The sequence below is a fragment of the Shimia thalassica genome (genome assembly GCF_001458215.1).
Classification (GTDB): Bacteria; Pseudomonadota; Alphaproteobacteria; order Rhodobacterales; family Rhodobacteraceae; genus Shimia; species Shimia thalassica.
On record NZ_CYTW01000001.1, the window covers coordinates 892,041 to 918,090 of the forward strand.

The 26,050-nt window shown below is 57.4% G+C and carries 24 protein-coding genes; 22 read left to right on the top strand and 2 right to left on the bottom strand.

Annotation, left to right across the window (positions count from 1 at the left end; all coding sequences use genetic code 11):
* Nucleotides 1-141 precede the first annotated feature (141 nt).
* From argE to PH7735_RS04275, 16 genes are all read left to right on the top strand, one after another.
* Entirely contained in the window at nt 142-1,290 is a 1,149-nt protein-coding gene (gene argE, locus PH7735_RS04200) for an acetylornithine deacetylase (RefSeq protein ID WP_058310044.1), read from the top strand.
* Nucleotides 1,291-1,528: 238 nt separating this feature from the next.
* Entirely contained in the window at nt 1,529-2,620 is a 1,092-nt protein-coding gene (locus PH7735_RS04205) for an ABC transporter ATP-binding protein (protein WP_058310045.1), read from the top strand.
* Entirely contained in the window at nt 2,620-3,546 is a 927-nt protein-coding gene (locus tag PH7735_RS04210) for an ABC transporter permease (protein WP_058310046.1), read from the top strand. The genes PH7735_RS04205 and PH7735_RS04210 overlap by 1 nt, the downstream gene beginning before the upstream one ends.
* 1 nt (nt 3,547) lies before the next feature.
* A complete protein-coding gene (locus PH7735_RS04215) occupies nt 3,548-4,357 on the top strand; it encodes an ABC transporter permease (RefSeq protein ID WP_058310047.1) in 810 nt (269 codons plus the stop codon).
* Nucleotides 4,358-4,377: 20 nt separating this feature from the next.
* On the top strand, nt 4,378-5,415 hold the full coding sequence (locus tag PH7735_RS04220; RefSeq protein ID WP_199534967.1) for an extracellular solute-binding protein: 1,038 nt from the start codon (nt 4,378-4,380) through the stop codon (nt 5,413-5,415).
* Nucleotides 5,416-5,478: 63 nt separating this feature from the next.
* Nucleotides 5,479-6,240: a carbon-nitrogen hydrolase family protein gene (locus PH7735_RS04225; RefSeq protein WP_145865256.1), complete on the top strand. Its 762-nt coding sequence runs from the start codon at nt 5,479-5,481 to the stop codon at nt 6,238-6,240.
* A gap of 45 nt (nt 6,241-6,285) precedes the next feature.
* Entirely contained in the window at nt 6,286-7,116 is an 831-nt protein-coding gene (locus tag PH7735_RS04230; RefSeq protein ID WP_058310049.1) for a helix-turn-helix domain-containing protein, read from the top strand.
* A 103-nt stretch (nt 7,117-7,219) separates the two neighbouring features.
* On the top strand, nt 7,220-8,587 hold the full coding sequence (locus PH7735_RS04235; protein WP_058310050.1) for an aminotransferase: 1,368 nt from the start codon (nt 7,220-7,222) through the stop codon (nt 8,585-8,587).
* Between the two features lie 185 nt (nt 8,588-8,772).
* On the top strand, nt 8,773-9,252 hold the full coding sequence (locus PH7735_RS04240) for a DUF2946 family protein (protein WP_058310051.1): 480 nt from the start codon (nt 8,773-8,775) through the stop codon (nt 9,250-9,252).
* 50 nt (nt 9,253-9,302) lie between these two features.
* Nucleotides 9,303-11,426: a NosR/NirI family protein gene (locus PH7735_RS04245; protein WP_058311139.1), complete on the top strand. Its 2,124-nt coding sequence runs from the start codon at nt 9,303-9,305 to the stop codon at nt 11,424-11,426.
* A 20-nt stretch (nt 11,427-11,446) separates the two neighbouring features.
* A complete protein-coding gene (gene nosZ / locus PH7735_RS04250; RefSeq protein WP_058310052.1) occupies nt 11,447-13,360 on the top strand; it encodes a TAT-dependent nitrous-oxide reductase in 1,914 nt (637 codons plus the stop codon).
* A gap of 4 nt (nt 13,361-13,364) precedes the next feature.
* A complete protein-coding gene (locus PH7735_RS04255) occupies nt 13,365-14,624 on the top strand; it encodes a nitrous oxide reductase family maturation protein NosD (RefSeq protein WP_058310053.1) in 1,260 nt (419 codons plus the stop codon).
* On the top strand, nt 14,614-15,507 hold the full coding sequence (locus PH7735_RS04260; protein WP_058310054.1) for an ABC transporter ATP-binding protein: 894 nt from the start codon (nt 14,614-14,616) through the stop codon (nt 15,505-15,507). The genes PH7735_RS04255 and PH7735_RS04260 overlap by 11 nt, the downstream gene beginning before the upstream one ends.
* Nucleotides 15,504-16,325: an ABC transporter permease gene (locus PH7735_RS04265; protein WP_058310055.1), complete on the top strand. Its 822-nt coding sequence runs from the start codon at nt 15,504-15,506 to the stop codon at nt 16,323-16,325. The genes PH7735_RS04260 and PH7735_RS04265 overlap by 4 nt, the downstream gene beginning before the upstream one ends.
* Nucleotides 16,322-16,846 (top strand): nitrous oxide reductase accessory protein NosL, encoded by a 525-nt coding sequence (locus PH7735_RS04270; RefSeq protein WP_058310056.1) that lies wholly within the window; start codon nt 16,322-16,324, stop codon nt 16,844-16,846. Before PH7735_RS04265 ends, PH7735_RS04270 begins: the two co-directional genes overlap by 4 nt.
* Complete coding sequence (locus tag PH7735_RS04275; protein WP_058310057.1) at nt 16,843-17,724, top strand: FAD:protein FMN transferase; 882 nt, start codon at nt 16,843-16,845, stop codon at nt 17,722-17,724. The genes PH7735_RS04270 and PH7735_RS04275 overlap by 4 nt, the downstream gene beginning before the upstream one ends.
* A gap of 51 nt (nt 17,725-17,775) precedes the next feature.
* Here PH7735_RS04275 and PH7735_RS04280 read toward each other — a convergent pair whose 3' ends face one another.
* Nucleotides 17,776-18,072 carry a hypothetical protein gene (locus tag PH7735_RS04280; RefSeq protein ID WP_233488267.1) on the bottom strand — a complete coding sequence of 99 codons (297 nt, stop codon included), beginning with the start codon at nt 18,070-18,072 and terminating at the stop codon, nt 17,776-17,778.
* A 178-nt stretch (nt 18,073-18,250) separates the two neighbouring features.
* Between PH7735_RS04280 and PH7735_RS04285 the strand changes: the two genes are divergently transcribed.
* Genes PH7735_RS04285 through PH7735_RS04300 form a run of 4 tightly spaced genes read left to right on the top strand, consistent with a single transcriptional unit; the run spans nt 18,251 to nt 22,853 of the window.
* Nucleotides 18,251-18,703 carry a c-type cytochrome gene (locus PH7735_RS04285; protein WP_058310059.1) on the top strand — a complete coding sequence of 151 codons (453 nt, stop codon included), beginning with the start codon at nt 18,251-18,253 and terminating at the stop codon, nt 18,701-18,703.
* 12 nt (nt 18,704-18,715) lie between these two features.
* On the top strand, nt 18,716-20,083 hold the full coding sequence (locus PH7735_RS04290) for a cbb3-type cytochrome c oxidase subunit I (protein WP_058310060.1): 1,368 nt from the start codon (nt 18,716-18,718) through the stop codon (nt 20,081-20,083).
* Nucleotides 20,083-20,910, top strand: a complete 828-nt coding sequence (locus PH7735_RS04295; protein WP_058310061.1) for a CbbQ/NirQ/NorQ/GpvN family protein — start codon at nt 20,083-20,085, stop codon at nt 20,908-20,910. Before PH7735_RS04290 ends, PH7735_RS04295 begins: the two co-directional genes overlap by 1 nt.
* Nucleotides 20,911-20,918: 8 nt before the next feature.
* On the top strand, nt 20,919-22,853 hold the full coding sequence (locus PH7735_RS04300) for a nitric oxide reductase activation protein NorD (protein ID WP_058310062.1): 1,935 nt from the start codon (nt 20,919-20,921) through the stop codon (nt 22,851-22,853).
* A 60-nt stretch (nt 22,854-22,913) separates the two neighbouring features.
* Here PH7735_RS04300 and PH7735_RS04305 read toward each other — a convergent pair whose 3' ends face one another.
* Nucleotides 22,914-23,642, bottom strand: a complete 729-nt coding sequence (locus PH7735_RS04305) for a Crp/Fnr family transcriptional regulator (RefSeq protein ID WP_306341223.1) — start codon at nt 23,640-23,642, stop codon at nt 22,914-22,916.
* A gap of 248 nt (nt 23,643-23,890) precedes the next feature.
* Here PH7735_RS04305 and PH7735_RS04310 point away from each other — a divergent pair, with 248 nt between their 5' ends.
* Both PH7735_RS04310 and eutC read left to right on the top strand, forming a co-directional pair.
* Nucleotides 23,891-25,273 (top strand): ethanolamine ammonia-lyase subunit EutB, encoded by a 1,383-nt coding sequence (locus PH7735_RS04310; RefSeq protein WP_058311141.1) that lies wholly within the window; start codon nt 23,891-23,893, stop codon nt 25,271-25,273.
* The gene (gene eutC / locus PH7735_RS04315) at nt 25,270-26,028 is read left to right on the top strand and encodes an ethanolamine ammonia-lyase subunit EutC (protein ID WP_058310063.1); all 759 of its coding nucleotides are present in this window, start codon (nt 25,270-25,272) and stop codon (nt 26,026-26,028) included. The genes PH7735_RS04310 and eutC overlap by 4 nt, the downstream gene beginning before the upstream one ends.
* Nucleotides 26,029-26,050: the final 22 nt, after the last annotated feature.

Sequence of the window (26,050 nt, forward strand, 5' to 3'; positions counted from 1 at the left end):
ATCTTAGGCATAGCCTAAGCATTGCGAATGAAGGCTCTTCTTTCTGCCCGTTGATCCAATTGTATGATGAGTGGGATGGTATCGGCATCACGCCGCCCGTCGTCGGAAGACGTCCGCACAGGATTTGAAACTGGAAGAGCAATGACACTGACCCTTGAAACACTTGAAAAACTGATTGGTTTCAATTCAGTAAGTGCGCGTTCAAATCTGGATATCATCGCCTTTATTGAAGATTTCCTTCAGACCCGCGGCTTTCGGCTGACACGCATTCCTGATGCGTCGGGACAAAAGGCGGGCCTCTTTGCCGAAATCGGCCCCTCCGAAGGCGGGGTTCTCTTGTCCGGGCACACCGATGTGGTGCCAACCGAAGGTCAAAACTGGACCAAAGACCCTTTCCGGCTGTCTCGTGAAGAAGATCGCGTCTACGGGCGCGGCACCACCGATATGAAGGGGTATCTTGCCGCCATGCTCACCGTTGCGGATGCGGCGGCCAGTCGGGATTTGAAAGAACCGCTCAAGCTGGTGTTTTCCTACGACGAAGAAATCGGCTGCGTAGGCATTCAGCACATGTTGCCAGCGTTGAAACCTCTGTTGGGCGCCCCGCGAATGTGTCTGGTGGGAGAGCCGACAGAAATGCAGGTTGCGGTCGGGCACAAAGGCAAGGCAGCGATCCGCGCCAGATGTTTTGGCCAAAACGGGCATTCCGCACTGGCCCCGATGTTTGTGAATGCCCTGCATCTTGCCACCGATTTTGTCGCCGTACTGCGCCACATTCAGGCCGAGTATGCCCAAAATGGCAGCCAAGACGCGGCCTATTCCATCCCGTACACCACGTTACATGTCGGCAAACTGTCTGGTGGCATGGCGTTGAACATTGTGCCCGACAGCGCCGAAGTTGTATTTGAATACCGGCATCTGGCGGCGGACGATCCTGAAGATATCATGGACCGGATCGCGCGCGCTGCCGAAGCTATCGCCCGAAAATACCGCCCCGACTTTGCCGAAGCGGATATCGTTCTGGATCGCTATAACGCCTATCCCGGATTGGACGTTTCCCAAGATGCCCGAATTGCGGGCATCGCCCAAAGATTGGCTGAAAATCAAAGCATCACCAAAGTTGCCTTCGGAACCGAGGCTGGATTTTTCTCGAATTTGGGGATTGAAACGGTGGTGTGCGGACCGGGGTCAATGGCGGGGCAGGGACATAAGCCGGACGAATATATTGCTCTCGACCAGTTGGACGCTTGTGACCGCATGTTGATGCGCACATTGGATGAATTATCACAATAAAACAGTTTGTTACGATTGTTTGACGGTGGCTTTTAGATGCAGTTTTTCGTGCAGAAAAGCTCCGCTCACCCGGTGCTACCCGCGATGCAATACACGGTTTTGCGGTGTCCTGCCGCTGTAAGGAAATAGACGATGACGAGAAGGCGCAACATGCATGAGCAGACCTATCCCCCATCCGGGGGACACGACACCTCGCGGCCGCGACCTTTAGAGTTTTGCCGACAAAGGAGCGATCGCAATGAACGATGAGACCCTGAGCGCAGTCGATGTGCGGGATGCTGTGAAACGCTATGGCGACTTCACCGCCTTGAAGACGATATCACTTTCGATCAAAGACAATGAGTTCTTTACGCTGCTTGGTCCCTCCGGTTGCGGCAAGACCACATTGTTGCGGATGATCGCCGGTTTTGAAGATGTGACCGAAGGCGCGATATTCCTCTACGGGGACGAGATCGAGAACCTGCCGCCGCACCAGCGGCCAGTGAACACCGTGTTTCAGAACTATGCGCTGTTCCCCCAAATGACCATTCTCGACAATGTCGCCTTTGGCGTCGAGATGCGCGGCAATTCCAAGGCCGAGGCCCGCCGTCGGGCCGGTGAGATGCTCGAACTTGTCCAGCTGTCGCAGTTTTCATCTCGCAAGCCTTCGCAGCTGTCCGGCGGACAGCAGCAACGCGTGGCGCTGGCACGTGCCTTGGCTCCGGAACCCAAGGTTTTGTTGCTGGACGAACCTTTGTCGGCGCTTGACCTGAAACTTCGCAAGGCCATGCAGCTCGAGCTGAAGCACCTGCAGCGCGAAACGGGCATCACCTTTATTTTTGTTACCCACGATCAGGAAGAAGCCCTGACCATGTCGGATCGTATCGCGGTCATGTCCGCTGGGGAGCTTCAGCAACTGGGTGCACCAACAGATATTTACGAGCGGCCGCACAACATGTTCGTGGCGGATTTCATCGGGGAAACCAATCTTCTCGAAGTGTCCGTCGACAAGATCGCGCAAGGCCGTGCAACCTGTCACCTTGGGGGCGGTCACGAGCTGACCTGCAATCAGGTGGATGACATTGGCGTCGGCGCAAAGGTACACATGTCGATCCGCCCCGAGCGCCTGTTCATGTCCGACATTCCCGCAGAAGCCGAGAGCCTCAAGGGGACGGTCAAGGAAAACATCTTTGCCGGAACGGACATCACAACCATTGTGGCGCTGGCCGAAGGTCCCGATTTCATCGTGCGCACCTCGAATTCGGATCGCGGTAACAAACGTATCTTCGAGCCGGGAACAGAGATGTACGTCAACATGGAGATGGGGGCAGGTCGCCTCCTCGTAGACTGATGGCCGGTGGCGCAGCAAGCGGTGGCAGTGCAACCACCGATACCTACAAGGACGCGCGAGGCTGGCTGTTGATGCCTGCATGGAGCGTGTTGCTTGTGCTGTCACTGGCTCCTGTATTTATGATGCTGGTGTATTCGTTCCTGACCAAGGAATTCAGAGGCGGCGTGATCTGGGAATTCAGCCTGGCCGCCTATGACCAGTTCTTCTTTGACAGGGGGTTGTTTGGCGACGACCCGCCCGTGATTGAATGGACCTATCTGACGATTTTCTGGCGTTCCATCTGGCAAGCAGGGGCCGCCACAATCCTGAGCCTGCTTATCGGGTTTCCAACGGCCTATTACATTGCGACGCGCCCCGAAAACGTGCGCCCTGTCTGGCTGTTTCTCATCACGATCCCTTACTGGGTGAACCTGTTGATCCGCACGGTGTCGATGAAATTCCTGTTGCGTGATCAGGGGCCGTTGAATGACCTGTTGATGTCGACCGGATTGATCAGCGAACCCATCCACATCATCAACACCAATCTGGCGGTTCAACTGGGCCTGTTCTATTCCTACCTGCCTTTCATGGTCCTGCCGATCTATGCCGCCGTCGAACGGTACAACTTTGCCCTCTCCGAAGCGGCCGCCGACCTCTATGCAAACAAATGGGTCACATTGCGCAGGGTGCTTTTGCCTGCCGTGAAGCCCGGTGTCGTGGCCGGCTGTATTCTGGTGTTCGTGCCGTCATTGGGCGCGTTCCTTGCGCCGGACCTGTTGGGCGGTGCCAAGAACTTTATGATCGGTTCCCTGATCGAAGAACAGTTCAAGGGCAATGCCGGCAACTGGCCCTTTGGCGCGGCGGCTTCGATGGTGCTTTTGACGATGGTGCTCATCATCCTGCTGATCTGTGCGCGCCAACAATCCAAAGCCGGAAAGGAGGTCTGACATGGCAACTCCAGGAAACGATATCAAATCCTATCCCGGCTTCCGGTTCATCACGATTGCCTGCCTGATTATCCTTTATGCGCCACTTGTGGTGGTCACGATCTATTCGTTCAACGCCTCGAAATCGATCACGGTCTGGGAAGGGCTTTCGCTGCACTGGTATGCGGATGTCTTCACAGGCCCCGACAGCGGAAAATTCAAACTGGCGGCGCGCAATTCCTTTGTGATTGCGATCATTGCCGCCTCGGTTTCAACGGCCATTGCAACACTCGCGGCGACGGCAATGGTGCGCGGCGGACAGTTCAAGCTGCGCACCGTGTCGTTCGGGCTGATTTCATTGCCCCTCATGGTGCCCGAAATCGTGACGGCGGTTGCCACATTGATCTTTTTCAACGCCATCGGCTTTGATCGTGGGTTGATGACCATCCTTGTGGCCCATATCGCGTTCTGTATTCCGTTCGCCTATCTGCCGATCTCGGCGCGGATGCAGGGCATCGAAGACACCTATGAGCAGGCGGCAATGGATCTCTATGCCACCAAGCGGCAGGCCTTCACAAAGATCCTGATGCCCTTGATGATGCCCGGTATCATTTCGGGGTTTCTGCTCGCCTTTATCGTCAGCCTTGATGACTTCATCATCACCAATTTCGTCAAAGGGGCAGGGGTCGAAACACTGCCCACGGCGATCTTCGGATCCGTCAAACAAGGGATCAAACCCAACATCATGGCGATATCCACCATGCTGCTTGGCCTGTCCATCGTGATGGTCACCATCAGCTATTTCGTAAGCAAGACCGACAATACAAAATAAACGACAACACGGAGAAAGACATGAAACACATGATCAAAGCGTCAGCCACAGCAATGGCTCTTGCCCTTGCCGCGACAGGTGCCAGCGCCGAAGGTAAACTGGTCGTCTATCACTGGTTCGAGTACATTCCGCAGGACCTGCTGGACAAGTTCACGGCCGAAACCGGCATCGAAGTGACCATGGACACTTACGACTCGAACGAAGCCATGCTCGCTTCGCTCAAGGCCGGTGCAATCGGCACGTATGATGTTGCGGTCCCCGGTGATTACATGGTGTCGATCATGGCGGGCGAAGGTCTGCTGGACACGATCGCAGACGGCGAATTGGCCAACAAGGGCAACATCTCTTCGGATTGGGCCGACCCGTCTTTTGATCCCGGCCGTATGCATTCAATCCCCTACCAGTGGGGCTCGACCGCGTTCATGGTGGATACAGCGTCCTATTCCGGCGACATCAACTCGACAGACATCCTGTTCAACCCGCCTGCGGAACTCTCTGGCAAGATCAACATGCTGGACAGCCAGGGGGAAGTCATGGCGATGGCAGCCCTGCACTTGGGAATGGAGCAATGCTCGACCGACCGTGACAAACTCAAGGCGCTGAACGCAATGCTGCAAGAGGCCAAGGGCCACTGGGCCAGCTTCAACTCGGATACGGCCAAAGAAGTGCTGGTCTCGGGCGATGTTTCGGTCGGCATGATCTATGACGGTTTCGGCGCCAAAGCCCGCAGCGAAAAAGCCTCGCTGAAGTATGCGTTCCCCTCACAGGGCTATGTCGTCTGGATGGACAACGTCGTTCTTTTGAAAGACGCGCCCAACCGCGACAGCGCGATCAAGTTCATGGACTTTCTGCTTGAGCCGGAAAACATCGCCGCTGTTTCCAACTATGCGCGTTACGGCCTTGGTGTGAATGGCGCCGGAGAGTTCCTTGATCCCGAACTGGCCACCTTGCCAGAGTCCAACCCGCCCGCAGAAGCAGGCGCAGGTGTGTTCATCGAAGTGTGTGACGAAGCAACACAAGCGGTCTATGACAAGATCTGGACCAACCTGAAAAAGTAATCAGCACAAAAGGCCGCGCGTTTGCGCGGCCTTTTCTTCGCTCTTATTCGCGGTTTTCAAACTATGATCGTCGGCTTTTACCAATGCCCGTCTCCAAAGGGCGATTTGGATGTGGGGTTAGGGGCCGTGGAAACGGCGCTTCAATCTGCGGCAGACGCAAATGCCGATATGTTGGTCATGCCCGAGGTTTTCCTGCCGGGATATGGCGCAACAACCCAAGCCGCACCCGAAGGCTGGGACAGGGTTGAGCTGCGTTTATCCGAGTTGTGCCAGCACTACGGCACGGCTCTCACCATTGGATTGCCAGACTATCAATCAGGGCAGGTGTTCAACACGGCGGTGGTCTTTGACCCTGACGGAGGCACGCTGGCGCGCTATCGCAAGATCCAGCTTTTCGGAGAGGCCGAGAAAGCCCTTTACTCCCCCGGTACGGACCATGTTGTTTTTGGCTATCGCGGAAAAAAGTGGGGGTTGCTGATCTGTTACGATGTCGAGTTCCCCGAACACGTGCGCGCCCTCGTACGTGCGGGCGCTGACATCGTTCTGGTGCCAACCGCCAATATGAAGCCTTTCGTGAACGTCAATCGGATCATGGTGCCCAGTCGCGCGGCAGAAAACGGCGTGCCGCTGGTCTATGCCAATTATTGTGGAACCGAAGGCGCATTGTCCTACACCGGCATGTCTGTGATTTGCGGACCGGACGGCACCGCGCTTGCATCACAGGACCAGTCCACCGGTCTGTGCGTTGCCGAAATATTGGGCAACCCCGACGCGCAAGACATTCCCTTATCCACCCAACTGGCCGATTTTCAGCAACCGGGCTAGGCTAGGCGCTTTCTTTTTGGCGTGTTCTCGGGCAACATCCGGCGTATGGACTTGATACTGACTGACGATGAAACCGAGCTGGTCGCCGCTTGCGTCAACGCGATCGGGACCCCTGATTTTCCTCGCTTTATTGGCCAGCTTTGCGCGTCGCTTTGCAGTTCGGACAATGTATACCTTACTGTTCTGTTTGACAGTCTGGCGCCGGTCGCCCTTTACAGCAATCACGGCAAGGCCTCACAGCATGAACTGTTGAAACTATACCTTGAGGCCGCCTATTTGCTGGATCCGTTTGTTCTGCAGTTTCGCAGAAAACTGGGCGATCAGGTTCTGTCACTGGATGAAGTCGCCCCCGACGATTTCAAACAATCCGAATATTTCGCCAAGTTCTTTCGCGATATGGGGCTGCGTGACGAATGCGGCATGATCCTGCATTTTGATGCGCAAACTGCCCTGTTCTTTTCCATGGGCAACGAACTGTCTGGTGCTTCGGCCAAACCCGAACGTCTGAAAAATGCCTATCCGATTGTGTCCTCTCTTGCGCGTCGGCACTGGACCAACCTGTCACCGGACAACACGGATGGCGCGGGCCGGCTTGGGGCGCACCTGCAAGCCGCGTTTGATGCCTTCGGAACGTCCGTACTCAGCCCGCGAGAGGGCGAAATCGTGCGCATGATCCTCAAAGGGCACTCGTCCAAATCGATTGCGCGCGCTTTTGACAACAGCCCCGAAACCATCAAGGTGCACCGCAAGCGGATCTACACCAAGCTTGGCGTCGCCTCGCAGGGCGAGCTGCTATCGATTTTCCTCGAGGCATTGTCCAATATGCCTGCCACCGCAACGTGCGACCCTCTCGAATTTTATCTGATCACCGAGTGAACTGGCGCCACACCATCAGGGCAGTACCCCTTACAGGGGACTGATTGGCACCTTCGGTATGGCCTAGCATCAACGGCATGAACCGGAGTGAGGATAACCCGTCATGACCAAAACAGATGCCAATTCCGCTTGGGCCAAAGACCGGAACCATGTGTTGCACCCCTACACGGATTTTTCGACCTTCAAGGAAGAAGGCAGTCAGGTGATCGAGACCGCCAAAGGCATGTATGTGACCGACACGGACGGGCGCAAGTTGCTCGACGGGATTGCAGGGCTCTGGTGCGTGAACATCGGCCATGGCCGGCGCGAGATGGCCGAGGCCATTTCCGATCAGGTCCTGAAAATGCAGTATTACAACCCCTTTGGTCACTCGACCAGCGAACCGGCTGCAGAACTGGGTTACTGGCTGGCCAGCCATGCCCCCGGCAGCCTGAACCACGTCTATTACACGACGGGCGGCTCAACGGCGAATGACGCCGCCATCCGGCTGGTGCACTACTATTTCACAATGCGGGGACAGCACCGCAAGAAAAAGATCATCTCGCGCAATGATGCCTATCACGGCTCCACCTATGTGGCTGCAGAGCTGACCGGCATCCACGCCACCAAGAACAGCTTTGACAAGGTGGCCGAAAACCTGATCCATCATGTGTCGGCTGCGAACATGTATGCCAAACCACAGGACATGTCCGAAGAGGCCTACTGTGATTTCCTTGTGCAAGAGTTCGAGACCCGCATTCAACAGCTTGGTCCCGACAATTGCGCCGCCTTTATTGCCGAACCTGTGATGGGGGCAGGCGGCGTTCTGGTTGCGCCCAAAGGATATCACCGGCGTATGTGGGAGGTCTGCAAACGCCACGATATGCTCTATATCGCTGACGAAGTTGTCACCGCCTTCGGACGGCTTGGCGCGTGGTTCGCGTCCGAGGACGTGTTCGATTATCAGCCCGACATTCTGGTGTCCGCCAAAGGGGTCACCTCGGGGTATATTCCCTTGGGCGTGACGCTGATTTCGGATGAAATCTATGACGTGATCAGCCGCCCGCAATGCGAAGGGGGCGTCTTTTCCATGGGCTTGACCTATTTCGGTCATCCGGTTGCCTGCACCGCCGCCTTGAAGAATATCGAGATCATGGAAACCGAAGGCCTGCTGGCCAATTCCCGCGACGTCGGCAGCTATTTTCACGAGGCCGCACAAGGCCTCACCGATCTGGACATTGTGGGGGATGTCCGGGGGCACGGTCTTATGCTGGCGGTGGATCTGGTGGCTGACAAAGCTACGAAAGAAGGCTTCCCTGTCACCTCTCAAATGGGCGCGCGCGTGTTCAAGAAATGCATCGAAAACGGCGTTGTTGTGCGCCCTGTCGGGGACCGGATTGTCCTGTCTCCTCCGATCATTATCTCCAAAGACGAGGTGAACACGATTGTCTCGGCACTGCACAGTGCAATCACAGACGTCAGCAACGGTTGACCAAGGCGCCCTTCCAAAATCAACTGCCGAGGCCCCCTGGCCTCGGTATCCCAAACTTCGGGAAACGCTCTGGCAGTCGCATCCAAACAATTTTCAAGAAACGTCGTTGGAGCTAACAAAAGTCAAGTCGCGGATCGGGTGATCGCTTCATTCTCACACGCAGAATGTAACCGATGGATTCGTAAATGCCCGCCTCTGTGCTCTCTGCTGCCAACCCGATCCCGCCGCTCGCCGGACGGATCCGTATGGTGCATGGGGCAATCGTTGTGGCCACCGTTTTGCTGTTTGTTCTGCAAATGGCGCTCCCGTCTCTGGCACATGACGCAAAAGGCGAATGGATCGAAATCTGCTCGGAATACGGGATTTCGATGGTTCAGATCGAGGTCGACGAAGCCGGCACCCCACAAGAGAAACCCTGTCCCGAATGCGAGGATTGCGTGTGTAGCGCAGCCGCTGATGTGTCCCCGTTCCTGAACAGCGCCATGGGCGTTGCGCACTGGGTGGCTTTGGGGGCAGGGGCGAAGGCTGCGCCATTTGATATCTTGCCCCCCAATCGGAAAATCCGGCCCGAAACACGTGGCCCCCCGACCGCCCCCAATTTCATAACAACGCGCGCGCCGCGTGTGTTCAAAGCGTCATTCCCATCAAAAGGAGGTGCGCTGTGAACTCGAAGCGCGCAATCTACTCTTGGTTAACTGTGCTGATCGTCTCTTTGATGTCGATCATCCCTATGCAGGCACAGGCCGACAGTCTCGCCAGTTTTTTGCCGGATATCGCGCCTGCTGACCTTGCGCCGGACGCCGATGCATTTGGCCCCATTCGCGAAGACGTGGGTGTCGCACCTGTTCTGAAAGGCGGCGAAACCATCGCTTGGGCCTTTCTGACCTCTGATTTTGTTGGCACCACCGGGTACTCGGGCAAGCCTATCCATGTGATTGCATCCATCGATGCCGACGCCGTTTTGACCGGTGTAAAGCTGGTCAAACACTCGGAACCGATTGTGTTGATCGGTATTCCCAACTCGAAAATGCTGAAGCTGACCGAAGGCTATGCGGGTCTTGACCTCAAGGTCGAGGCGGAAACCGGCGGCGAAGGCCATGACCTCGACATCATTTCGGGGGCGACCGTCACCATCATGGTGATTGACGACAGCATTGTGCGCGCAGGTCTCAAAGTTTCTCGTGCCCTCGGGTTGGGCGGTTTGTCTCCCATCACGTCCGACGGCCCCAAACGTGAAATCGACATGACCATTGATCGGGCTCTGGATTGGGACACAATGACCGGAGACGGATCTGTGCGCCGCATGACGCTGGACATTGGCCAGATCAACAAAGCCTTTGAAGACACCGGCGATGAACGGGCCGCAAAACGCCCCGAAGCGGGCGCGGTGGACGACACCTTTATCGACATGCATATGGCGCTGGTCAGCGTGCCCTCGATCGGCCGCAGCCTGCTCGGAGACGCCGAATACGAGAACCTTGTTGCGTGGCTGGAACCGGGTGAGCAGGCGATCCTTGTTCTGGGCCGTGGCGCCTACAGCTTTAAAGGGTCGGGATATGTTCGGGGCGGCATTTTTGATCGCATCCAGCTTATCCAGGGCGACAATGGCGTGCGTTTCTTTGACAAACAACAGCGCCGCTTGGGGGCTTTGGCCACAGGGGACAGCCCCTCTTTCACCGAGCTGGACATCTTCAAAATTCCCGCAGACGCCGAATTTGACCCCACCGAACCCTTCCGTCTTCAGCTTCTGGTCCAACGTGCGGTTGGCGCAATCGAGAAGATCTTTCTGACCTATGACCTCGGCTATAAACTGCCCGAGAGTTTCCTGCTGCCCGTCGCTGCGCCCGTAGTCGTCGATGACGCCACAGACGAGGCCGCCGCCAAGTCCGCGCTTTGGAAACGCATCTGGAAAGACAAACAGGTGGAAATCGCCGTGCTGGGCCTCATGCTTCTGGTGCTGACGGCTGTCTTCTTCTTCCAGTTTCAGGCGACGATGAATGCGCGTGTCTTCTACTGGTTCCGCATCGGCTACCTGTCTGTCACGCTGGTCTTTCTGGGATGGTATGCCAACGCCCAACTGTCCGTCGTCAACCTGATGGCGCTGGCGGGCAGCCTCAGATCAGGCTTTACGTGGGACGCGTTCCTGATGGACCCTCTGGTGTTCATCCAGTGGTTCGCGGTGGCCGCTGCCCTGCTGTTCTGGGGACGTGGCGCCTATTGCGGCTGGCTGTGCCCCTTTGGTGCCCTGCAAGAGCTGACCAACAAACTCGCCTGTGCGCTGAAGGTGCCGCAATGGACCTTGCCATGGGGGCTGCACGAACGCCTCTGGCCCCTGAAATACATGATCTTCCTCGGCCTCTTTGCCTTGTCGATGGTGTCGATCCCGCTGGCCGAAACCTATGCCGAGATCGAGCCGTTCAAAACCGCGATCATTCTGAAGTTCGTGCGTGACTGGCCGTTCGTCGTGTTTGCCTTGCTGCTGCTGTTGGCCGGTCTGTTCATCGAACGCTTCTATTGCCGTTACCTGTGCCCGCTCGGGGGGGCATTGGCCATCCCCGCGCGCATCCGCATGTTCGACTGGCTGCGCCGATACAAGGAATGCGGCAGCCCCTGCCAGACATGCGCCAATGAATGCCCCGTTCAGGCGATCCACCCCACCGGTGAAATCAACCCGAACGAATGTGTCGACTGCCTGCACTGTCAGGTTCTCTACCAGTCCGAAACCAAATGTCCGGTCGTCATCCGTCAGCTCAAGCGACGGGCGAAGGTCGGCTCGGCTGAGATCAAGATCCCTGTGGGTCAACCGCCGAAAAATCACCCGAATGCCAAACCGACTTAGGATTCTTGAAGGAGGAAACCATGTCTGAAGAAATCAAAAAAGGCCTATCGATGACCCGCCGCGGTATGCTCGGCGCCACTGCAACCGGAGCCGTTCTGGCCACCACCGGTGTCGGCGGCTCAATGCTCGGCGCCACCCCCGCCCAGGCGGCTGGTGCCAAGGTGAACCTCGCGCCGGGCGAGCTCGACGAATACTACGGTTTCTGGTCCTCGGGCCAGACCGGCGAGCTGCGCATTCTGGGCATGCCGTCGATGCGTGAACTGATGCGCGTGCCCGTGTTCAACCGCTGCTCGGCCACCGGCTGGGGCCAAACCAACGAGTCCCTGAAAATCCTGACCGAGGGCCTCTTGCCCGAGACCAAGGAATTCCTCGCCGCCAACGGCAAGGTCACCTATGACAACGGCGACCTGCACCACCCGCACATGTCGTTCACCGATGGCACCTATGATGGCCGCTATCTGTTCATGAACGACAAGGCCAACACCCGTGTGGCCCGCGTGCGTTGCGATGTGATGAAAACAGACAAGATCATCGAAATCCCCAACGCCCATGACATCCACGGTCTGCGCCCGCAAAAATTCCCACGCACGGGCTATGTCTTTGCCAATGGCGAACACGAAGCCCCGCTGGTGAACGATGGCAAAATCCTTGATGACCCGTCGCAATATGTGAACATCTTTACCGCCATTGATGGCGACGAGATGGAAGTCGCATGGCAGGTGATCGTGTCGGGCAACCTCGACAACACCGATTGCGATTATCAAGGCAAATATGCCTTCTCGACCTCGTATAACTCGGAAATGGGTGTGAACCTCTCCGAGATGACCGAGAACGAGATGGACCACGTTGTTGTCTTCAACATCAAGGCCATCGAAGAGGCCATCGCCGCTGGAAACTATCAGGAACTGAAAGGCGCCAAGGTTGTCGACGGCCGTAAAGAAGCCAAAAGCAACTTTACCCGCTACATCCCGATCCCGAACTCGCCCCACGGCGTGAACGCGGCACCGGACAAACGCCACATCTGTATCAACGGCAAACTGTCCCCCACCGTTTCGGTGATTGATGTTCAGAAACTGGATGCGCTGTTCACCGATGGTGCCGACGAACGCTCGGCGATTGTGGCCGAACCACAGCTGGGCCTTGGCCCGCTTCACACCGCGTTCGACAACAAGGGCAACGCCTATACAACGCTGTTCCTCGACAGCCAGGTTGTGAAATGGAACATCGAAGATGCCATCGCGGCCTTTGCTGGCAAAGACGTGGATCCGATCAAAGACAAGGTCGACGTGCATTACCAACCGGGTCACAACTCGACTTCGATGGGCGAAACCTCCGAGGCTGACGGCAAGTGGCTGATTTCGATGAACAAGTTCTCGAAAGACCGCTTCCTGAATGTCGGTCCGCTGAAGCCTGAAAACGAACAGTTGATCGATATCTCGGGCGACAAGATGAAGGTGGTCCATGATGGCCCGACCTTTGCTGAACCGCACGATTCCATCATTGTGCACCGCTCGAAGGTGAACCCCGTCGATGTCTGGGACCGGAACGATCCGATGTGGGCCGACGCGCGCGCACAGGCCGAGGTCGACGGCATCGATCTGGACGATTGGCAGGACACTGTCATCCGCGACGGCAACAAGGTCCGCGTCTACATGTCCAGCCAGGCCCCGAACTTTGCTCTCGAGCAGTTCTCGGTCAAGCAAGGCGACGAGGTCACCGTGATTGTTACCAACCTTGATGACATCGATGACCTGACCCACGGCTTCTGTATGGCGAACTTTGGCGTTGCCATGGAAATCGGCCCACAAGCCACCGCATCCGTGACCTTCGTTGCGGAACGTCCCGGTGTGCACTGGTTCTATTGCCAGTGGTTCTGTCACGCCCTCCACATGGAGATGCGCGGCCGGATGTTTGTAGAACCTCGCGAGGCATAAACCGATGAAATGGCTTCTGACCGCTCTGACATTACTGACCGCTGACTGCGTCCTGGCGGCGGATTGGGACGTGCCGGCGCGGGCCGGAGCCATTTCAAAAACTCTGGCGCAGGCGGCGGATGGGGACACCCTTCGCCTGCGTCCCGGCCTCTATCTCGAAAATGTCGTGCTGGACCGGCCTGTCATTCTGGACGGGCAGGGGCACGCGACAATTGACGGGCAGGGCAACGGCAGTGTGATCACGGTCACCGGCACAGACATCACCGTCACAGGCGTGACCGTGATCGGGTCCGGTTCCTCTCACGAGACGATCGACAGCGGCATCAAGCTGACCAAGACCGCACGCGCGCCGCAGATTACCGACAATGTTGTTTTGGGAAACCTCTATGGCATCGACATCCACGGGGCGCGCAATGCCTATGTCGCGGGAAACCGGATCGAAGGACGTCTGGATCACCACGTGAACGCGCGCGGCAACGGTGTGTATGTCTGGAATGCCCCCGGCGCCGTGGTTGACGGCAATGACATCCGGTTCGGGCGGGACGGTATCTTTGTCAATTCAAGCCGTAAGAACATCTTTCGCAACAACCTGTTTCGCGACCTGCGTTTCGCGGTGCATTATATGTATGCCGACGACAGCGAAGTCTCGGGCAACGTCTCGATCGGCAACGATCTGGGGTATGCGGTGATGTTTTCGACGCGGGTGCGGGTGGTCGACAACGTGTCGGTCAACGACCGCGAACATGGCGTGATGCTGAACTATACCAACCGCAGCGAGATCCGCGGGAACTATGTACAAAACGCACAAGAGAAGTGCACATTTTTGTACAATTCACACAAAAACCAGTTTTCGGACAACTGGTTCGAAGGGTGTGGCATCGGAATCCACTTTACCGCAGGCAGCCAGAAAAACCGCATTCTGGGAAATGCCTTTGTCGGAAACCGGACGCAGGTGAAATTTGTCTCTTCCAAATGGCACGAGTGGTCCGAAGAGGGCCGCGGCAACTATTGGAGCGACAATGCGGCCTATGATGTGAACGGCGACGGGATCGGCGATGCCCCGTACCGCCCGAATGACAGTATGGACCATGTTTTATGGACCCAACCTGCGGCGAAGATGTTGCTTGGATCGCCCGCAGTTCAACTGGTGCGCTGGTCTCAGGCCGCCTTTCCGGCCCTGTTGCCGGGCGGCGTGATTGACAGCAATCCCCTTATGAAACCCGTCAGACCAGACGTTAGCGAAAAGGTGCCTCATGACGGATAAGGCTCTGGAAATAAGTCAAGTTTTCAAAAAACGGGGCGCGACACCGGTATTGCAGGACGTGACCCTGAACGTCGCCACCGGAGAGCGCGTTGCCCTGCTTGGTCACAACGGTGCCGGTAAATCAACGTTGATCAAATCGGTGCTGGGGCTGACCCCGATCCACGGCGGTTCAATCCGCGTGTCGGACGCCAAACCGGGCAGCGGCAAGGCCCGCCGCCTGACCTCGTTTTTGCCCGAGGCAATCAGCTTTCATCCGGCTCTGACGGGGCGCGAACAGCTCACCCTGTTTGCTCAGCTGTCGGGCGAAAAACCGGATATCGCGGCACTGCTGGAGCGTGTCGGTCTGGCCGACGCCCTTGATCGCCGCATTGGCACCTATTCCAAAGGCATGCGCCAGCGTCTGGGTCTGGCACAAGTTCTTTTGGGCAAACCTGCGGTGGCTCTTCTGGACGAGCCGACCAGCGGTCTTGACCCGATCTCGCGTCAGGATCTATATGAAATCATTGATGAATTAGCGGGTCAGGGCACAGCCGTCTTGATCGCCAGCCACGCCCTGACCGAGGTTGAGGCCCGCACGGATCGCATCGCCATCATGCGCAAGGGACGCGTCGTTGCGGATGACACGCTTGCGGGACTAAGCCGCCGCGCGGGACTTCAAACCAAAATACGCATCCGTGCCTCGCACAATGCAGATCTGATCGCGCGCCACATCGGGGGGCAGCGGATCAATGGGGCTTCTGTCGAAATTGCCTGTGACGTTGGTGACAAAATGGCGGCGCTTCGCCAGATCACCAGCCTTGGCGGCGAGGTCGAGGACATCGAAATCACCCCGCCGGGTCTGGAAGACCTGTACCGCCACTACGCACAGGAGATCAGACAATGACACGTTTTCTTGCCATCGCATCTTGCGAGATGCGCATTCTTCGCCGCAACAGATGGTTGTTCATGGCCACGCTGATCATGGTTTTGTTCGCCCTTGCGCTGACTTTTGCAGGCAGCGCGCCAACGGGTGCCCTTGGCGTTGATATGTTGACGATATCCGTTGCCTCGATGACAACGCTTTCCGTTTATCTTGCCCCTCTTTTGGCACTGATGATCTCATTCGACGCGATTGCAGGGGACGCCGACCGAGGCAGTCTGGCCCTGTTGCTGTCCTATCCCGCCAGCCGTGGCGAGGTTCTTTTGGGTAAGTTCGCGGCGCATCTGGCGGCCTTGGCCTTTGCCATGATTGTGGGCTTTGGGGCTGCGGGGGCCGTTGCGGCGTGGTTCGGCGGCGCGGGCACGGACAGCCTGATCGCGCTGGGCCGGTTGATCGCAACCTCGATCTTGCTCGGGGGCGTGTTTCTAACACTTGGATATCTGATGTCTGCACTCAGCAAAAGCGCAACCTCGGCCGCAGGCATGTCTGCCGGATTGTGGGTGATTTTTGTGGTGTTGTTTGATCTTGGCCTTTTGGGGGCCGTTGTGGCCGATGACGGTGGCATGTTCACCAAGAAGATATTCCCGTGGGTCATGGTGGCCAATCCCGCCGATGCGTTTCGGGTGTGGAATATGGCGGCCTCAGATGGCGTTGCCCTGGCCAGCGGGATGACAAGCGCGGCGAAAGCCTTGCCCGTTTGGGCCGCGCCTTTGTCTCTCATGATTTGGCCGTTTCTGGGGTTCGCGGCGGCGCGCGGTGTTTTTGCAAGGATAGAGCCATGAAACAATTTGCCTTGGTATTGATGGCACTCGCCGTGTTGGGCGGTTGCAAGGAAGAGGCTGCAAAGGCTCCTCCGGCGCCTGTTGATCTGACCGAAACGGCGCTCAGCTATTTCTGTCAGATGAACATTGCGGAACATGGGGGCCCGAAAGGGCAAATCCATCTTGAGGGCTATCCCGCGCCGATCTTCTTTGCGCAGGTGCGCGACCTCGTGGTGTATCTGAAAAGCCCCGAAAGAGACGCCGATATTGTTGCCATCTATGTGAGCGATATGAACGCCGCGTCGAGCTGGGAAGAGCCGGGGTTTGACAATTGGATCATGGCGCAGGAAGCGGTGTTTGTCGTCGGCGCACGCGTCGCAGGCGGCATGGGCGCACAGGAAGTGGTCCCTTTCTCGGATGCAGAGGGCGCGCAGGCTTTCGTCGAAAACTATGGGGGGGCGGCAATGACATTGGACGATATCCCGGATGAAGACGTGCTGGGGCCAATTGATTTCAAAATGAAGCTGGAGACACCGTCATGAGCCTGTTGAACCGCCGAGGTTTTCTGACGATTGCGGCTGCGAGCGCCGTTGTTCCTGTGGGGGCCAGAGCCAGCCAGCCGGCGGTTTGGTCGGGCCGCGCGATGGGCGCAGCTGTGTCCATGCAACTTGTCGGAGTGGATGAAACCAGATCGGAAATGGTCTTTCAAAAGGTCGAAAATGAACTGGAGAGATTGGAATACATCTTCAGCCTGTTTCGCACCGAGTCCGAGATAAGTCGTTTGAACCGCGATGGGGTTCTGCGGTTGCCTTCGCCTGATCTTTTGGCCGTTCTGGGGCTGGCGGGCACAGTGCACCGCGCCAGCGCTGGGCGTTTTGATCCGACGATCCAACCTGTTTGGCAGGCTTTGGCGGAAGGACGACCCGTTGAAGAGGTCACGGACAAGGTGGGCTGGTCGCGGCTGCGCTTTGACGCAGGCATAGTTGAAGTCGATGGGGCGCTGACCTTGAATGGTATTGCGCAGGGCGCGATCACCGATCGCATTGTTGCGTTGTTGCGGTCTTTGGGGTTGCGCGACGTTCTGGTTGATATGGGTGAGATCGCAGCTTTGGGTCATCGGGCAGATGGACATCCATGGGCGGTTGGGGTTGCCGATCCGGACGCACGGATCGTGGCGCGGTTGAACCTGTCCAACCGTGCCGTGGCTACCTCGGCACCACGGGCAACGTTGGTGGGGGCAGGGCAAGGTCACATCCTGTCGCCGGTCGGGGCCACGACCATGCACAACCTTGTATCGATTTCGGCGCCTCACGCGGCCTTGGCGGATGCCCTGTCGACGGCTGCTTGTCTTATGCCCGCGCATGAAATCGACGGGATGCTTGCCACATTTTCGGGAACCAAACTCGAAGTGCTGGCCTGAACGATCAAGGTCATCGGGGAAAAGGGGGCAGCTTATCGGGCTGCCCTTTTTCTATTTATCCGAAAGGTGTGGGGGCGCGTCTGCCTCATCCATCAGGCCTCGCACCCATTTGCCCAAAAGCCATGTTGCCGGAATTCCCAACGGGACAGAGCACCAAAGCGCCAGATGCGGGGAAATGGCGGGCAAGCCGATGGCCTGCCACATCAGCCCGAGAAGAAACAGGTTGATGGCCACCGCTGCCATCGCAAACGGATAAAACACGAGGGAGAGTTTTCTGACGGTCCATCGGGTTTGCGCGTCGGGCATAAAGGCAGTCTCACATAGTTTCTGGGTTGGTCTGAGGGCCATGTTGTGCATCCCTTTTCGGGCTTTGCATTGACTTTGGTTAGGTGTTTTTTCCTTTTATTTTCAAGGCGCACGCGGCTGCTGCACACAAAACCTGATCTGCTTGACTTTCGTTAAGGCCCTCCGCGTTCAGGATCGGCATTTTCTCTAAATCAACAATCAAGGCGCAAAGGAGAGCCCAATGCGCGAAGTCATGACCAAAAGCATGGCCCGGAACATATTCTATGGCGGGTCCCTGTTTTTCATCATCATCTTCCTGGGACTATCAATCCACTCGCATCGCTACATCGTCACAACCTCGACCAATGCAGAGACGCTGACCGAAAGCGTCGCCGCCGGCAAAAAGGTTTGGGAAGACAAGGCATGCATCAACTGTCATTCGATCCTTGGGGAGGGTGCCTATTTCGCGCCCGAAGTCGCCAATGTGATGACCCGCTGGGGCGTCGCTGACGACCCCGAAGGCGCGTTTGACATGCTCAAAGGCTGGATGGATGCCCAGCCGACCGGCATCGAAGGCCGCCGTCAAATGCCCCAGTTCAACCTGAGCGACGAAGAGGTCCAGAACCTGACCGACTTTTTCCTCTGGGTCGAGACAATCGACGCGCAGGGCTGGCCACCGAATGAAGCGGGCTAAGGAGACAGAGACATGAAATATCAAACGCAAAGAATTGCCCTCGTCTATTTTGCCGTGGCGATGGGCCTGTTCGTGGTGCAGGTTCTGGGCGGCCTTCTGGCTGGCTGGATCTATGTGGCACCAAACACGCTTTCCGAGGTGCTGCCGTTCAACATCGTGCGTATGCTGCATACCAATTCGCTTATTGTGTGGCTGATCACCGGCTTCTTCGGTGCCGCCTATTTCCTGATACCGGAAGAGGCGGAACGCGAAATCCACAGCGAAAAACTGGCCTATATCCAGCTGGCGATCCTTGTGATCGGCACATTGGGTGTGGTCGTGACCTATACCTTCAACCTGTTCGAGGGGAACTGGCTTCTGGGCAAAGAAGGCCGCGAGTTCATCGAACAGCCCAAATGGGTCAAGGCGGGGATCGTCGTCGCGGCGCTGATCTTTCTTTACAACGTGTCGATGACGGTTCTGAAGGGCCGGAAAACCGCAATCACAAATATCCTTCTTCTGGGGCTTTGGGGATTGGCGCTTCTATTCCTGTTCAGCTTTTACAATCCCGACAACCTGTCGCTCGACAAACAGTACTGGTGGTACATCGTCCACCTGTGGGTTGAGGGTGTTTGGGAGCTGATCATGGCGTCCATTCTGGCCTATCTGATGCTGAAACTGACGGGTGTGGACCGTGAAGTGGTCGAAAAGTGGCTCTATGTCATTGTCGCGGCTGCGTTGTTCTCGGGTATCCTTGGCACCGGCCACCACTATTACTGGATCGGGACCCCGGGATACTGGCAGTGGATCGGGTCGATCTTCTCGGCGCTCGAGGTTGTTCCGTTCTTTGCCATGATGGCTTTTGCCTTCGTCATGGTCTGGAAGGGGCGCCGCGACCATCCCAACAAAGCCGCTCTTTTGTGGTCGCTCGGCTGTGCGACGCTGGCGTTCTTTGGCGCAGGTGTCTGGGGCTTTCTGCATACGCTACACGGGGTGAACTACTATACTCACGGAACGCAGATCACGGCGGCCCACGGACATCTCGCCTTCTTCGGGGCCTATGTTTCCTTGAACCTCGCGATCTTCAGCTACGCCATGCCGATCCTGCGCGGGCGCGATCCCTATAACCAGGTGCTGAACATGGCGTCGTTCTGGATGATGTCGGGCGGTATGGTCTTCATGACCTTCGTGCTGACGTTTGCGGGGACCATCCAGACACATCTGCAACGTGTTCTGGGCGATTACTTCATGGACGTGCAGGACCAGCTGGCGATCTTCTATTGGATGCGCTTCGGGTCCGGCGCGGTGTTTGTGATCGGGGCAATCTTGTTTGTCTATGCCATGTGGGTGCCGCGCAAAGAGGTGATTGACACCGGCGCTGCCCAAAGCCCTGCGGAGTGATGGATATGGATGGATCAATTCCGCCGAAGACTGAAAAAGGGACGGGGGCGGCTGACGCCCCCTTCTACCTCGCTCAAAGTGATGAGCGCGAGGTGTTCAGGGCCGCCGCAGACAACAACCTACCGATTCTTCTCAAAGGTCCAACCGGATGCGGCAAAACCCGCTTTGTGGCGCATATGGCCGCGCAGTTGGAGCGCCCTTTATACACGGTTGCCTGTCACGATGATCTGGCGGCGTCCGACCTGATCGGGCGCTACCTTTTAAAAGGGGGAGAAACCATCTGGGTGGATGGGCCGCTGACTCGCGCAGTGCGCGAAGGCGCGATCTGCTATCTGGATGAGGTGGTCGAGGCCCGCAAGGATGTAACCGTTGTGTTGCACCCGCTGACCGACGACCGGCGTATTCTGCCCATTGATCGCACCGGCGAAGAGCTCGAGGCGGCACCGGGCTTCATGCTCGTGGCGTCCTATAATCCTGGCTATCAGAGCATTCTGAAAACTTTGAAACCGTCAACGCGGCAACGTTTCATTTCGGTGGAATTCGATTTTCCCGCACCTGACGTCGAAATTCGGGTGGTCGCCGCAGAAAGTGGTTTGCCGATCGACCGCGTGAAGCCGCTGGTGCGTCTGGCCGGAAAGCTGCGCGATCTCAAAGGGCAGGATCTGGAAGAGGGCGTGTCGACACGGCTGGTGGTTTATGCGGCGACCCTGATTGCCCAAGGCATGAACGTAGATCGCGCCATTCGCGCCGCAATGATCGAACCACTGACCGATGACGAAGACATCAAACGGGGCTTGCTTGATTTGGTCGCAGCGGTCTTTGGATAGAGGCGGATATGGTCAAAATCGACTTTGAACCTTGGGAGCCCGAAGAAACCGTCGGAAAGATATGGCACAGTTTTGCCAGCCGTCTTGATGCGCCAGAAGTACATGACGGTGCGGCTGTTGCCCTGTCAGAGGTCGCGGGCCGGTTGGCGGTGCTGTTTCGTGGTTTGGGGGGGAACCCAAGTGTCGAGCTTCGGCCGGTCGCAGACGAGGTTTCGCACCACCGGCTAAGCTGGCGTCGCAGATTGGGGACCGAGGTTGAATTGGTTCCCTGCGCCAGCTTTGATGGGGAAGTGCTGCGCTTGCCTGCCCGCCTTGCGGTGTTGCCGACGCGCGAAGCGAACGCCGCGTTGTATGTCTGGCTGGCAGCGGTTTCGGCCCACACGCAATCGGCTGTTGATGACGCCGATCCGCTGGTGTCGGACCTGCGCAGGCTTTGGTGCGTGCGCCGTATGGTCGAGGCCACGTTAAAAAATGCGCCGGGCATGCGGGATCTTTATGCCGCCTTGTGCGAGGGTATCTTGCATTATCGCGCCCAAACAGAGGCAGCAGGGATCGAAGGGCAAGTCGAGGCGCTGGTGCGTCATCTCTTGGGGCGCTCGTTGCCCGCCCATGCCAGCACACTGTGGCAGGCCCTTGAAACCGGCGATTTCGAAGGGTTGGTTGCTCCAAAGAATTACCGTCCGTTTCGGCCGGTTCCCGTGTGGCCGGATGTTCGCGCTGTGCGTTTTTCACAGCCTCATGAAGTCGAACACCCCGAGGTCGAAGGCGTGGCCGAAGACCCCACTGAAGAGAAAACTCGCCGCGCCACGCGGCGCAAGTCGGATCAGGCAGAGCGCAGTGACAGCTTCATCCTGCACAAGTTCGAAGCCATTCTGAGTTGGGCTGAATTCCTGAACCTGAACCGTCGTGTAGATGACGATGATCCTGACAATGCCAAAAAGGCCGTTGATGATCAGGACGAGATCGGTCTGGGGCAAATCTCGAAAGCTCCGCCGACAAAACTTAAGCTGCATCTTGATCTGGCCCCTGAAGATGTTGATCGCGAACGGCTTTCGGGACGGGTTCTCTATCCGGAATGGGATGTGCGCAGCGGTCAATATCTGCCTGATCATTGTTGTGTTTTGACCAGCACTGTTGTCCCCACTAAAGACCAATCCCTGTTCACGCATGATGCGGCCGCGGCCAGACGCATTCGCACCGTGAAACGTCAGTTCGAGGCGCTGCGTCCGGGGCGGGTGACCACGCGGGGGCATCTGGACGGCGATCTTCTGGACATGGATGCTGCCGTTCGGGCGCAGGTGGATCACCATGCAAAGGGCGACGGCAGCGACCGCATATGGCTTCAATCCCGCCCCGAGGCGCGCGACCTTGCAGTGTCGATCTTGTTGGACGTGAGCCGGTCAACCGAAAGCTCGGTGTCGGGGCGCGCGGTCATCGATATCGAACGCGAGGCCCTGGATGCTTTGGCGTGGGGGTTACAGGCATGCGGCGATGATTTTGCGATACACGCGTTTTCATCGTTAAAGCGTGATCGGGTCTACATCCAGAAATGCAAAGGTTTTGACGAGCCGATGGGGGCGCTTGTTGAGCAACGCATCGCCAGTCTGTCGCCCGGTTTTTATACCCGTTTGGGGGCGGCCATACGCCATATGTCGGCAGACCTGTCCGCACAACGCCAAAAGCGCAGGCTTTTGTTGGTGATCACGGATGGCAAGCCCAATGATCTTGATCATTATGAAGGGCGGCACGGGATAGAAGACACGCATATGGCAGTACGCGAAGCCCGCCGCGCAGGCCACACGGTGTATGGTGTGACGGTTGACCGAACGGGCAAAAGATGGTTCGCGCGGATGTTCGGCCAAGGCAAATTTACGGTTGTGCCCGAGCCGGACAGATTGATCTTTGCGCTACCGCAAATCTATAAACAGCTGGTCGCGGGATAACTGTACCCGCACGCATTTGGGGCCGTCAGGGATATCAAAAAGGCCGTATCGCACCTTTGATCACTCGGCGTTGTCAACAAAGGTTTGAAGCACGCCGATGTCTTCGATCAAGGCGTGGTTCTTTTCGATTTTTACGCCAAACTGTTTCAGGCGCATAAAGGCGCGCGAAAGGCTTTCCGGTTTCATACCAAGCTTTCCAGCAATCAGCACCTTGTCATAAGGCAAGGTCACCATACAGCTTCCCTCTCTGCAATCACTCAGATCCAGCAAAAACTCAGCGACCCGTTGACCACCGGTTTGTGCCTTGAGTTGTTCCAGCTGGGCAACCAGCGAATGCAGGTGCGTAAAGGTTGACGACAACACGGACAATGCCACTTCGGTGTCGTGACGGATCAGATCAATCAGAACCGATGTGGGGATATGCATGACATGGCACCGCGTCGCGGCCATTCCGGACACCGGATACGGCAGGTTCTTGAGCGCGACCGCCTCGCCAAAGCTTTCGCCTTTGGTAAAGATGCTGACAACGGCCTCGGTGCCGTTTGGCGTGACACGATACAGTTTGACCCATCCGTCGATCACGACGTGGATCACGTTTGCCACTTCTTCCTGAATGAACAACGTCTCTCCGCGTTCATGTTGTTTCCAGATGGCTTTGGACAACACGGCGTCAACGTGTTGCGCTGGCAAGGACTTTATCAAAAGCGAATTGCGCGCAATCGCCTTTTGCATTTGATGCGGCATGGGGGCGCCTTTCATGTCGTGGTCTGCGTTTGACGCAAGCCACATGTGTAAAGCCTAGGCGCGCCTCGCACAAGAACCACTCCGGCTGTACCGAAATCCAAAGAGGGCAGCGGGGCGGGCGTGACGGCGAGGGGCAGCGGAAAATGATGCAGGAAAGGGCAGAAGCGGTTTTCGGGGGGCAACTGCGCTCTGCTTTCTGGTGTGACGCTTGAAGACAATTTGAAATCGGGTACGTTTTGAACACCTGCGGCACACTGGGCTGTTCGCGCGATCTCAATACAACAGGTTCAATCATGCCAAAATACAGAACTCTTCTTGGCGGCGAGATGCATGACTTTGGAACGCTGGCCCGCCTTATGGCGGCGGCCACGCCACCCCGATCTGGTGATAGCCTTGCAGGACTGGCCGCCCGAACCGAGGTTGAACGCGTTGCCGCCCAGATGGTTCTGGCCGATCTGCCCTTGCGCGTGTTTTGCCGAGAGGCGCTTGTCCCCTACGAGACTGACGAGGTGACCCGCCTGATTATCGATACCCATGATGCGGATGCCTTTGGCGTTGTGGCCCATATGACGGTTGGACAATTTCGTGACTGGTTGCTGTCCGAGGCCGCGACGGGCGCCGTTCTGGCGCGGCTTGCCCCCGGTTTGACACCTGAAATGGTCGCAGCGGTGTCCAAGTTGATGCGCAATCGGGATTTGATTGCAGTTGCGCGAAAGATCACCGTCAAAACGGCGTTCCGGACAACCTTAGGGCTGCCGGGGCGGATCGGATCACGGTTGCAACCCAACCACCCGACGGATGATCTGGCAGGTATTGCGGTCTCGACACTGGATGGGCTTGTGTTTGGGGTGGGGGATGCGGTGCTGGGCGTGAATCCGGCGACCGACAATATTCCAACGGCGATGGCAATTCTCGACATGTTGGAGGACCTGAGGTGCCGCCATGCCATCCCCACACAAACCTGTGTGCTAACCCACATCACAAACTCGATCCAGATGATCGAACGTGGCGCGCCGGTTGATCTTGTGTTCCAGTCGGTCGCAGGAACGGAGGCAGCGAACAAGGGATTTGGTGTTGATATGTCCTTGTTGCACGAAGCCCATGATGCGGCGCGGTCGCTGGATCGGGGCACTGTGGGCCAGAACGTCATGTACCTTGAAACCGGGCAGGGGGCGGCGTTGTCGGCAGATGCGCACCACGGCGTCGATCAACAAACCCTCGAGGCACGTGCCTATGCGGTTGCGCGGGCGGTTGAGCCGCTGATCGTGAATACCGTGGTCGGGTTTATCGGCCCAGAATACCTGTTTGACGGTAAGGAAATTATTCGCGCCGGTCTGGAAGACCATTTTTGCGGCAAGATGCTTGGCCTGCCGATGGGGGTGGATGTTTGCTATACCAACCACGCCGAGGCTGATCAGAATGATATGGATGTGCTGATGACCCTTTTGGCATCGGCAGGGGTGCACTTCCTGATCGCCGTACCGGGGGCGGATGACATCATGTTGAATTACCAAAGCCTGTCTTATCACGACATTGCCTATCTTCGAAACGCGCTGGGCTTTCGTGCGGCACCAGAATTCGAAGCCTGGCTTGAGGAAATGGGGTTTGTGGATACGGCGGGGGCGTTGCTGCCTGATGCCGCGCCGTCACGCCGATTGCTGGAGATGGCGCAATGAGCACACCCACCAAGGACCCTTGGGCGCGGGTGCGCGCCGCCACACCGGCACGTGTTGGTCTCGGCCGCAGTGGGACAGCCCTGCCCACCAAACACAGTCTTGAATTCCAGTATGCCCACGCAAGGGCCCGTGATGCGGTGCACAGGCAAGTTGATCTGGCATGTCTTGAGGACGATCTGGCCCCTCTTGAGGTAGTGCGGGTCAATAGCGCCGCTGCGGACCGCGCAACCTATCTCAGGCGGCCGGATCTTGGGCGCCGTCTGGAGGAGGGAAGCAGGCTTAGCCCCGAAATCAGCACCGCGCCGGATATCGTCTTTGTCATTGCCGACGGCCTGTCTGCGGATGCCGTGCAAACCCATGCTGCGGCAGTGACGCGCGCTGCAATGGAGGCTTTGCCAGAGTTCACCATTGCGCCGGTATTTCTGGCGTCGCAGGCGCGGGTGGCAATCGGGGACGAAATTGGCGCGATGCTGGGCGCGCGTCTTGTCATCCTGCTGGTGGGTGAACGGCCCGGCCTGACCGTTGCGGACAGTTTGGGGGCCTATCTCACCTACCGTCCCGAAGTGGGACGCAGAGACAGCGAACGCAATTGCATTTCAAACATTCACGGTCAGGGTGGGTTGGACTATGCCACGGCGGCGCGAAAAATCGCGTGGTTGACGCGCGAGGCCCTGCGCATCGGTGTGACTGGCACGGCATTGAAAGAAGATGCCGAGGTCTTGGGCGACACCACGGTGGATATATTGCCCGACTAACGGGTCGTCATCGACCTGTTCT

Coding starts and splice junctions, on each gene's coding strand:
- PH7735_RS04205 (WP_058310045.1), top strand. CDS start 1,529: ATGAACGATGAGACCCTGAGCGCAGTCGATGTGCGGGATGCTGTGAAA.
- PH7735_RS04230 (WP_058310049.1), top strand. CDS start 6,286: ATGGACTTGATACTGACTGACGATGAAACCGAGCTGGTCGCCGCTTGC.
- PH7735_RS04295 (WP_058310061.1), top strand. CDS start 20,083: ATGGATATGGATGGATCAATTCCGCCGAAGACTGAAAAAGGGACGGGG.
- PH7735_RS04235 (WP_058310050.1), top strand. CDS start 7,220: ATGACCAAAACAGATGCCAATTCCGCTTGGGCCAAAGACCGGAACCAT.
- eutC (WP_058310063.1), top strand. CDS start 25,270: ATGAGCACACCCACCAAGGACCCTTGGGCGCGGGTGCGCGCCGCCACA.
- PH7735_RS04300 (WP_058310062.1), top strand. CDS start 20,919: ATGGTCAAAATCGACTTTGAACCTTGGGAGCCCGAAGAAACCGTCGGA.
- PH7735_RS04275 (WP_058310057.1), top strand. CDS start 16,843: ATGAGCCTGTTGAACCGCCGAGGTTTTCTGACGATTGCGGCTGCGAGC.
- PH7735_RS04255 (WP_058310053.1), top strand. CDS start 13,365: ATGAAATGGCTTCTGACCGCTCTGACATTACTGACCGCTGACTGCGTC.
- PH7735_RS04305 (WP_306341223.1), bottom strand. CDS start 23,642: ATGTGGCTTGCGTCAAACGCAGACCACGACATGAAAGGCGCCCCCATG.
- PH7735_RS04210 (WP_058310046.1), top strand. CDS start 2,620: ATGGCCGGTGGCGCAGCAAGCGGTGGCAGTGCAACCACCGATACCTAC.
- PH7735_RS04220 (WP_199534967.1), top strand. CDS start 4,378: ATGAAACACATGATCAAAGCGTCAGCCACAGCAATGGCTCTTGCCCTT.
- PH7735_RS04290 (WP_058310060.1), top strand. CDS start 18,716: ATGAAATATCAAACGCAAAGAATTGCCCTCGTCTATTTTGCCGTGGCG.
- PH7735_RS04225 (WP_145865256.1), top strand. CDS start 5,479: ATGATCGTCGGCTTTTACCAATGCCCGTCTCCAAAGGGCGATTTGGAT.
- PH7735_RS04270 (WP_058310056.1), top strand. CDS start 16,322: ATGAAACAATTTGCCTTGGTATTGATGGCACTCGCCGTGTTGGGCGGT.
- PH7735_RS04240 (WP_058310051.1), top strand. CDS start 8,773: ATGCCCGCCTCTGTGCTCTCTGCTGCCAACCCGATCCCGCCGCTCGCC.
- PH7735_RS04285 (WP_058310059.1), top strand. CDS start 18,251: ATGCGCGAAGTCATGACCAAAAGCATGGCCCGGAACATATTCTATGGC.
- PH7735_RS04310 (WP_058311141.1), top strand. CDS start 23,891: ATGCCAAAATACAGAACTCTTCTTGGCGGCGAGATGCATGACTTTGGA.
- PH7735_RS04265 (WP_058310055.1), top strand. CDS start 15,504: ATGACACGTTTTCTTGCCATCGCATCTTGCGAGATGCGCATTCTTCGC.
- PH7735_RS04260 (WP_058310054.1), top strand. CDS start 14,614: ATGACGGATAAGGCTCTGGAAATAAGTCAAGTTTTCAAAAAACGGGGC.
- argE (WP_058310044.1), top strand. CDS start 142: ATGACACTGACCCTTGAAACACTTGAAAAACTGATTGGTTTCAATTCA.
- PH7735_RS04215 (WP_058310047.1), top strand. CDS start 3,548: ATGGCAACTCCAGGAAACGATATCAAATCCTATCCCGGCTTCCGGTTC.
- PH7735_RS04245 (WP_058311139.1), top strand. CDS start 9,303: ATGTCGATCATCCCTATGCAGGCACAGGCCGACAGTCTCGCCAGTTTT.
- nosZ (WP_058310052.1), top strand. CDS start 11,447: ATGTCTGAAGAAATCAAAAAAGGCCTATCGATGACCCGCCGCGGTATG.
- PH7735_RS04280 (WP_233488267.1), bottom strand. CDS start 18,072: ATGGCCCTCAGACCAACCCAGAAACTATGTGAGACTGCCTTTATGCCC.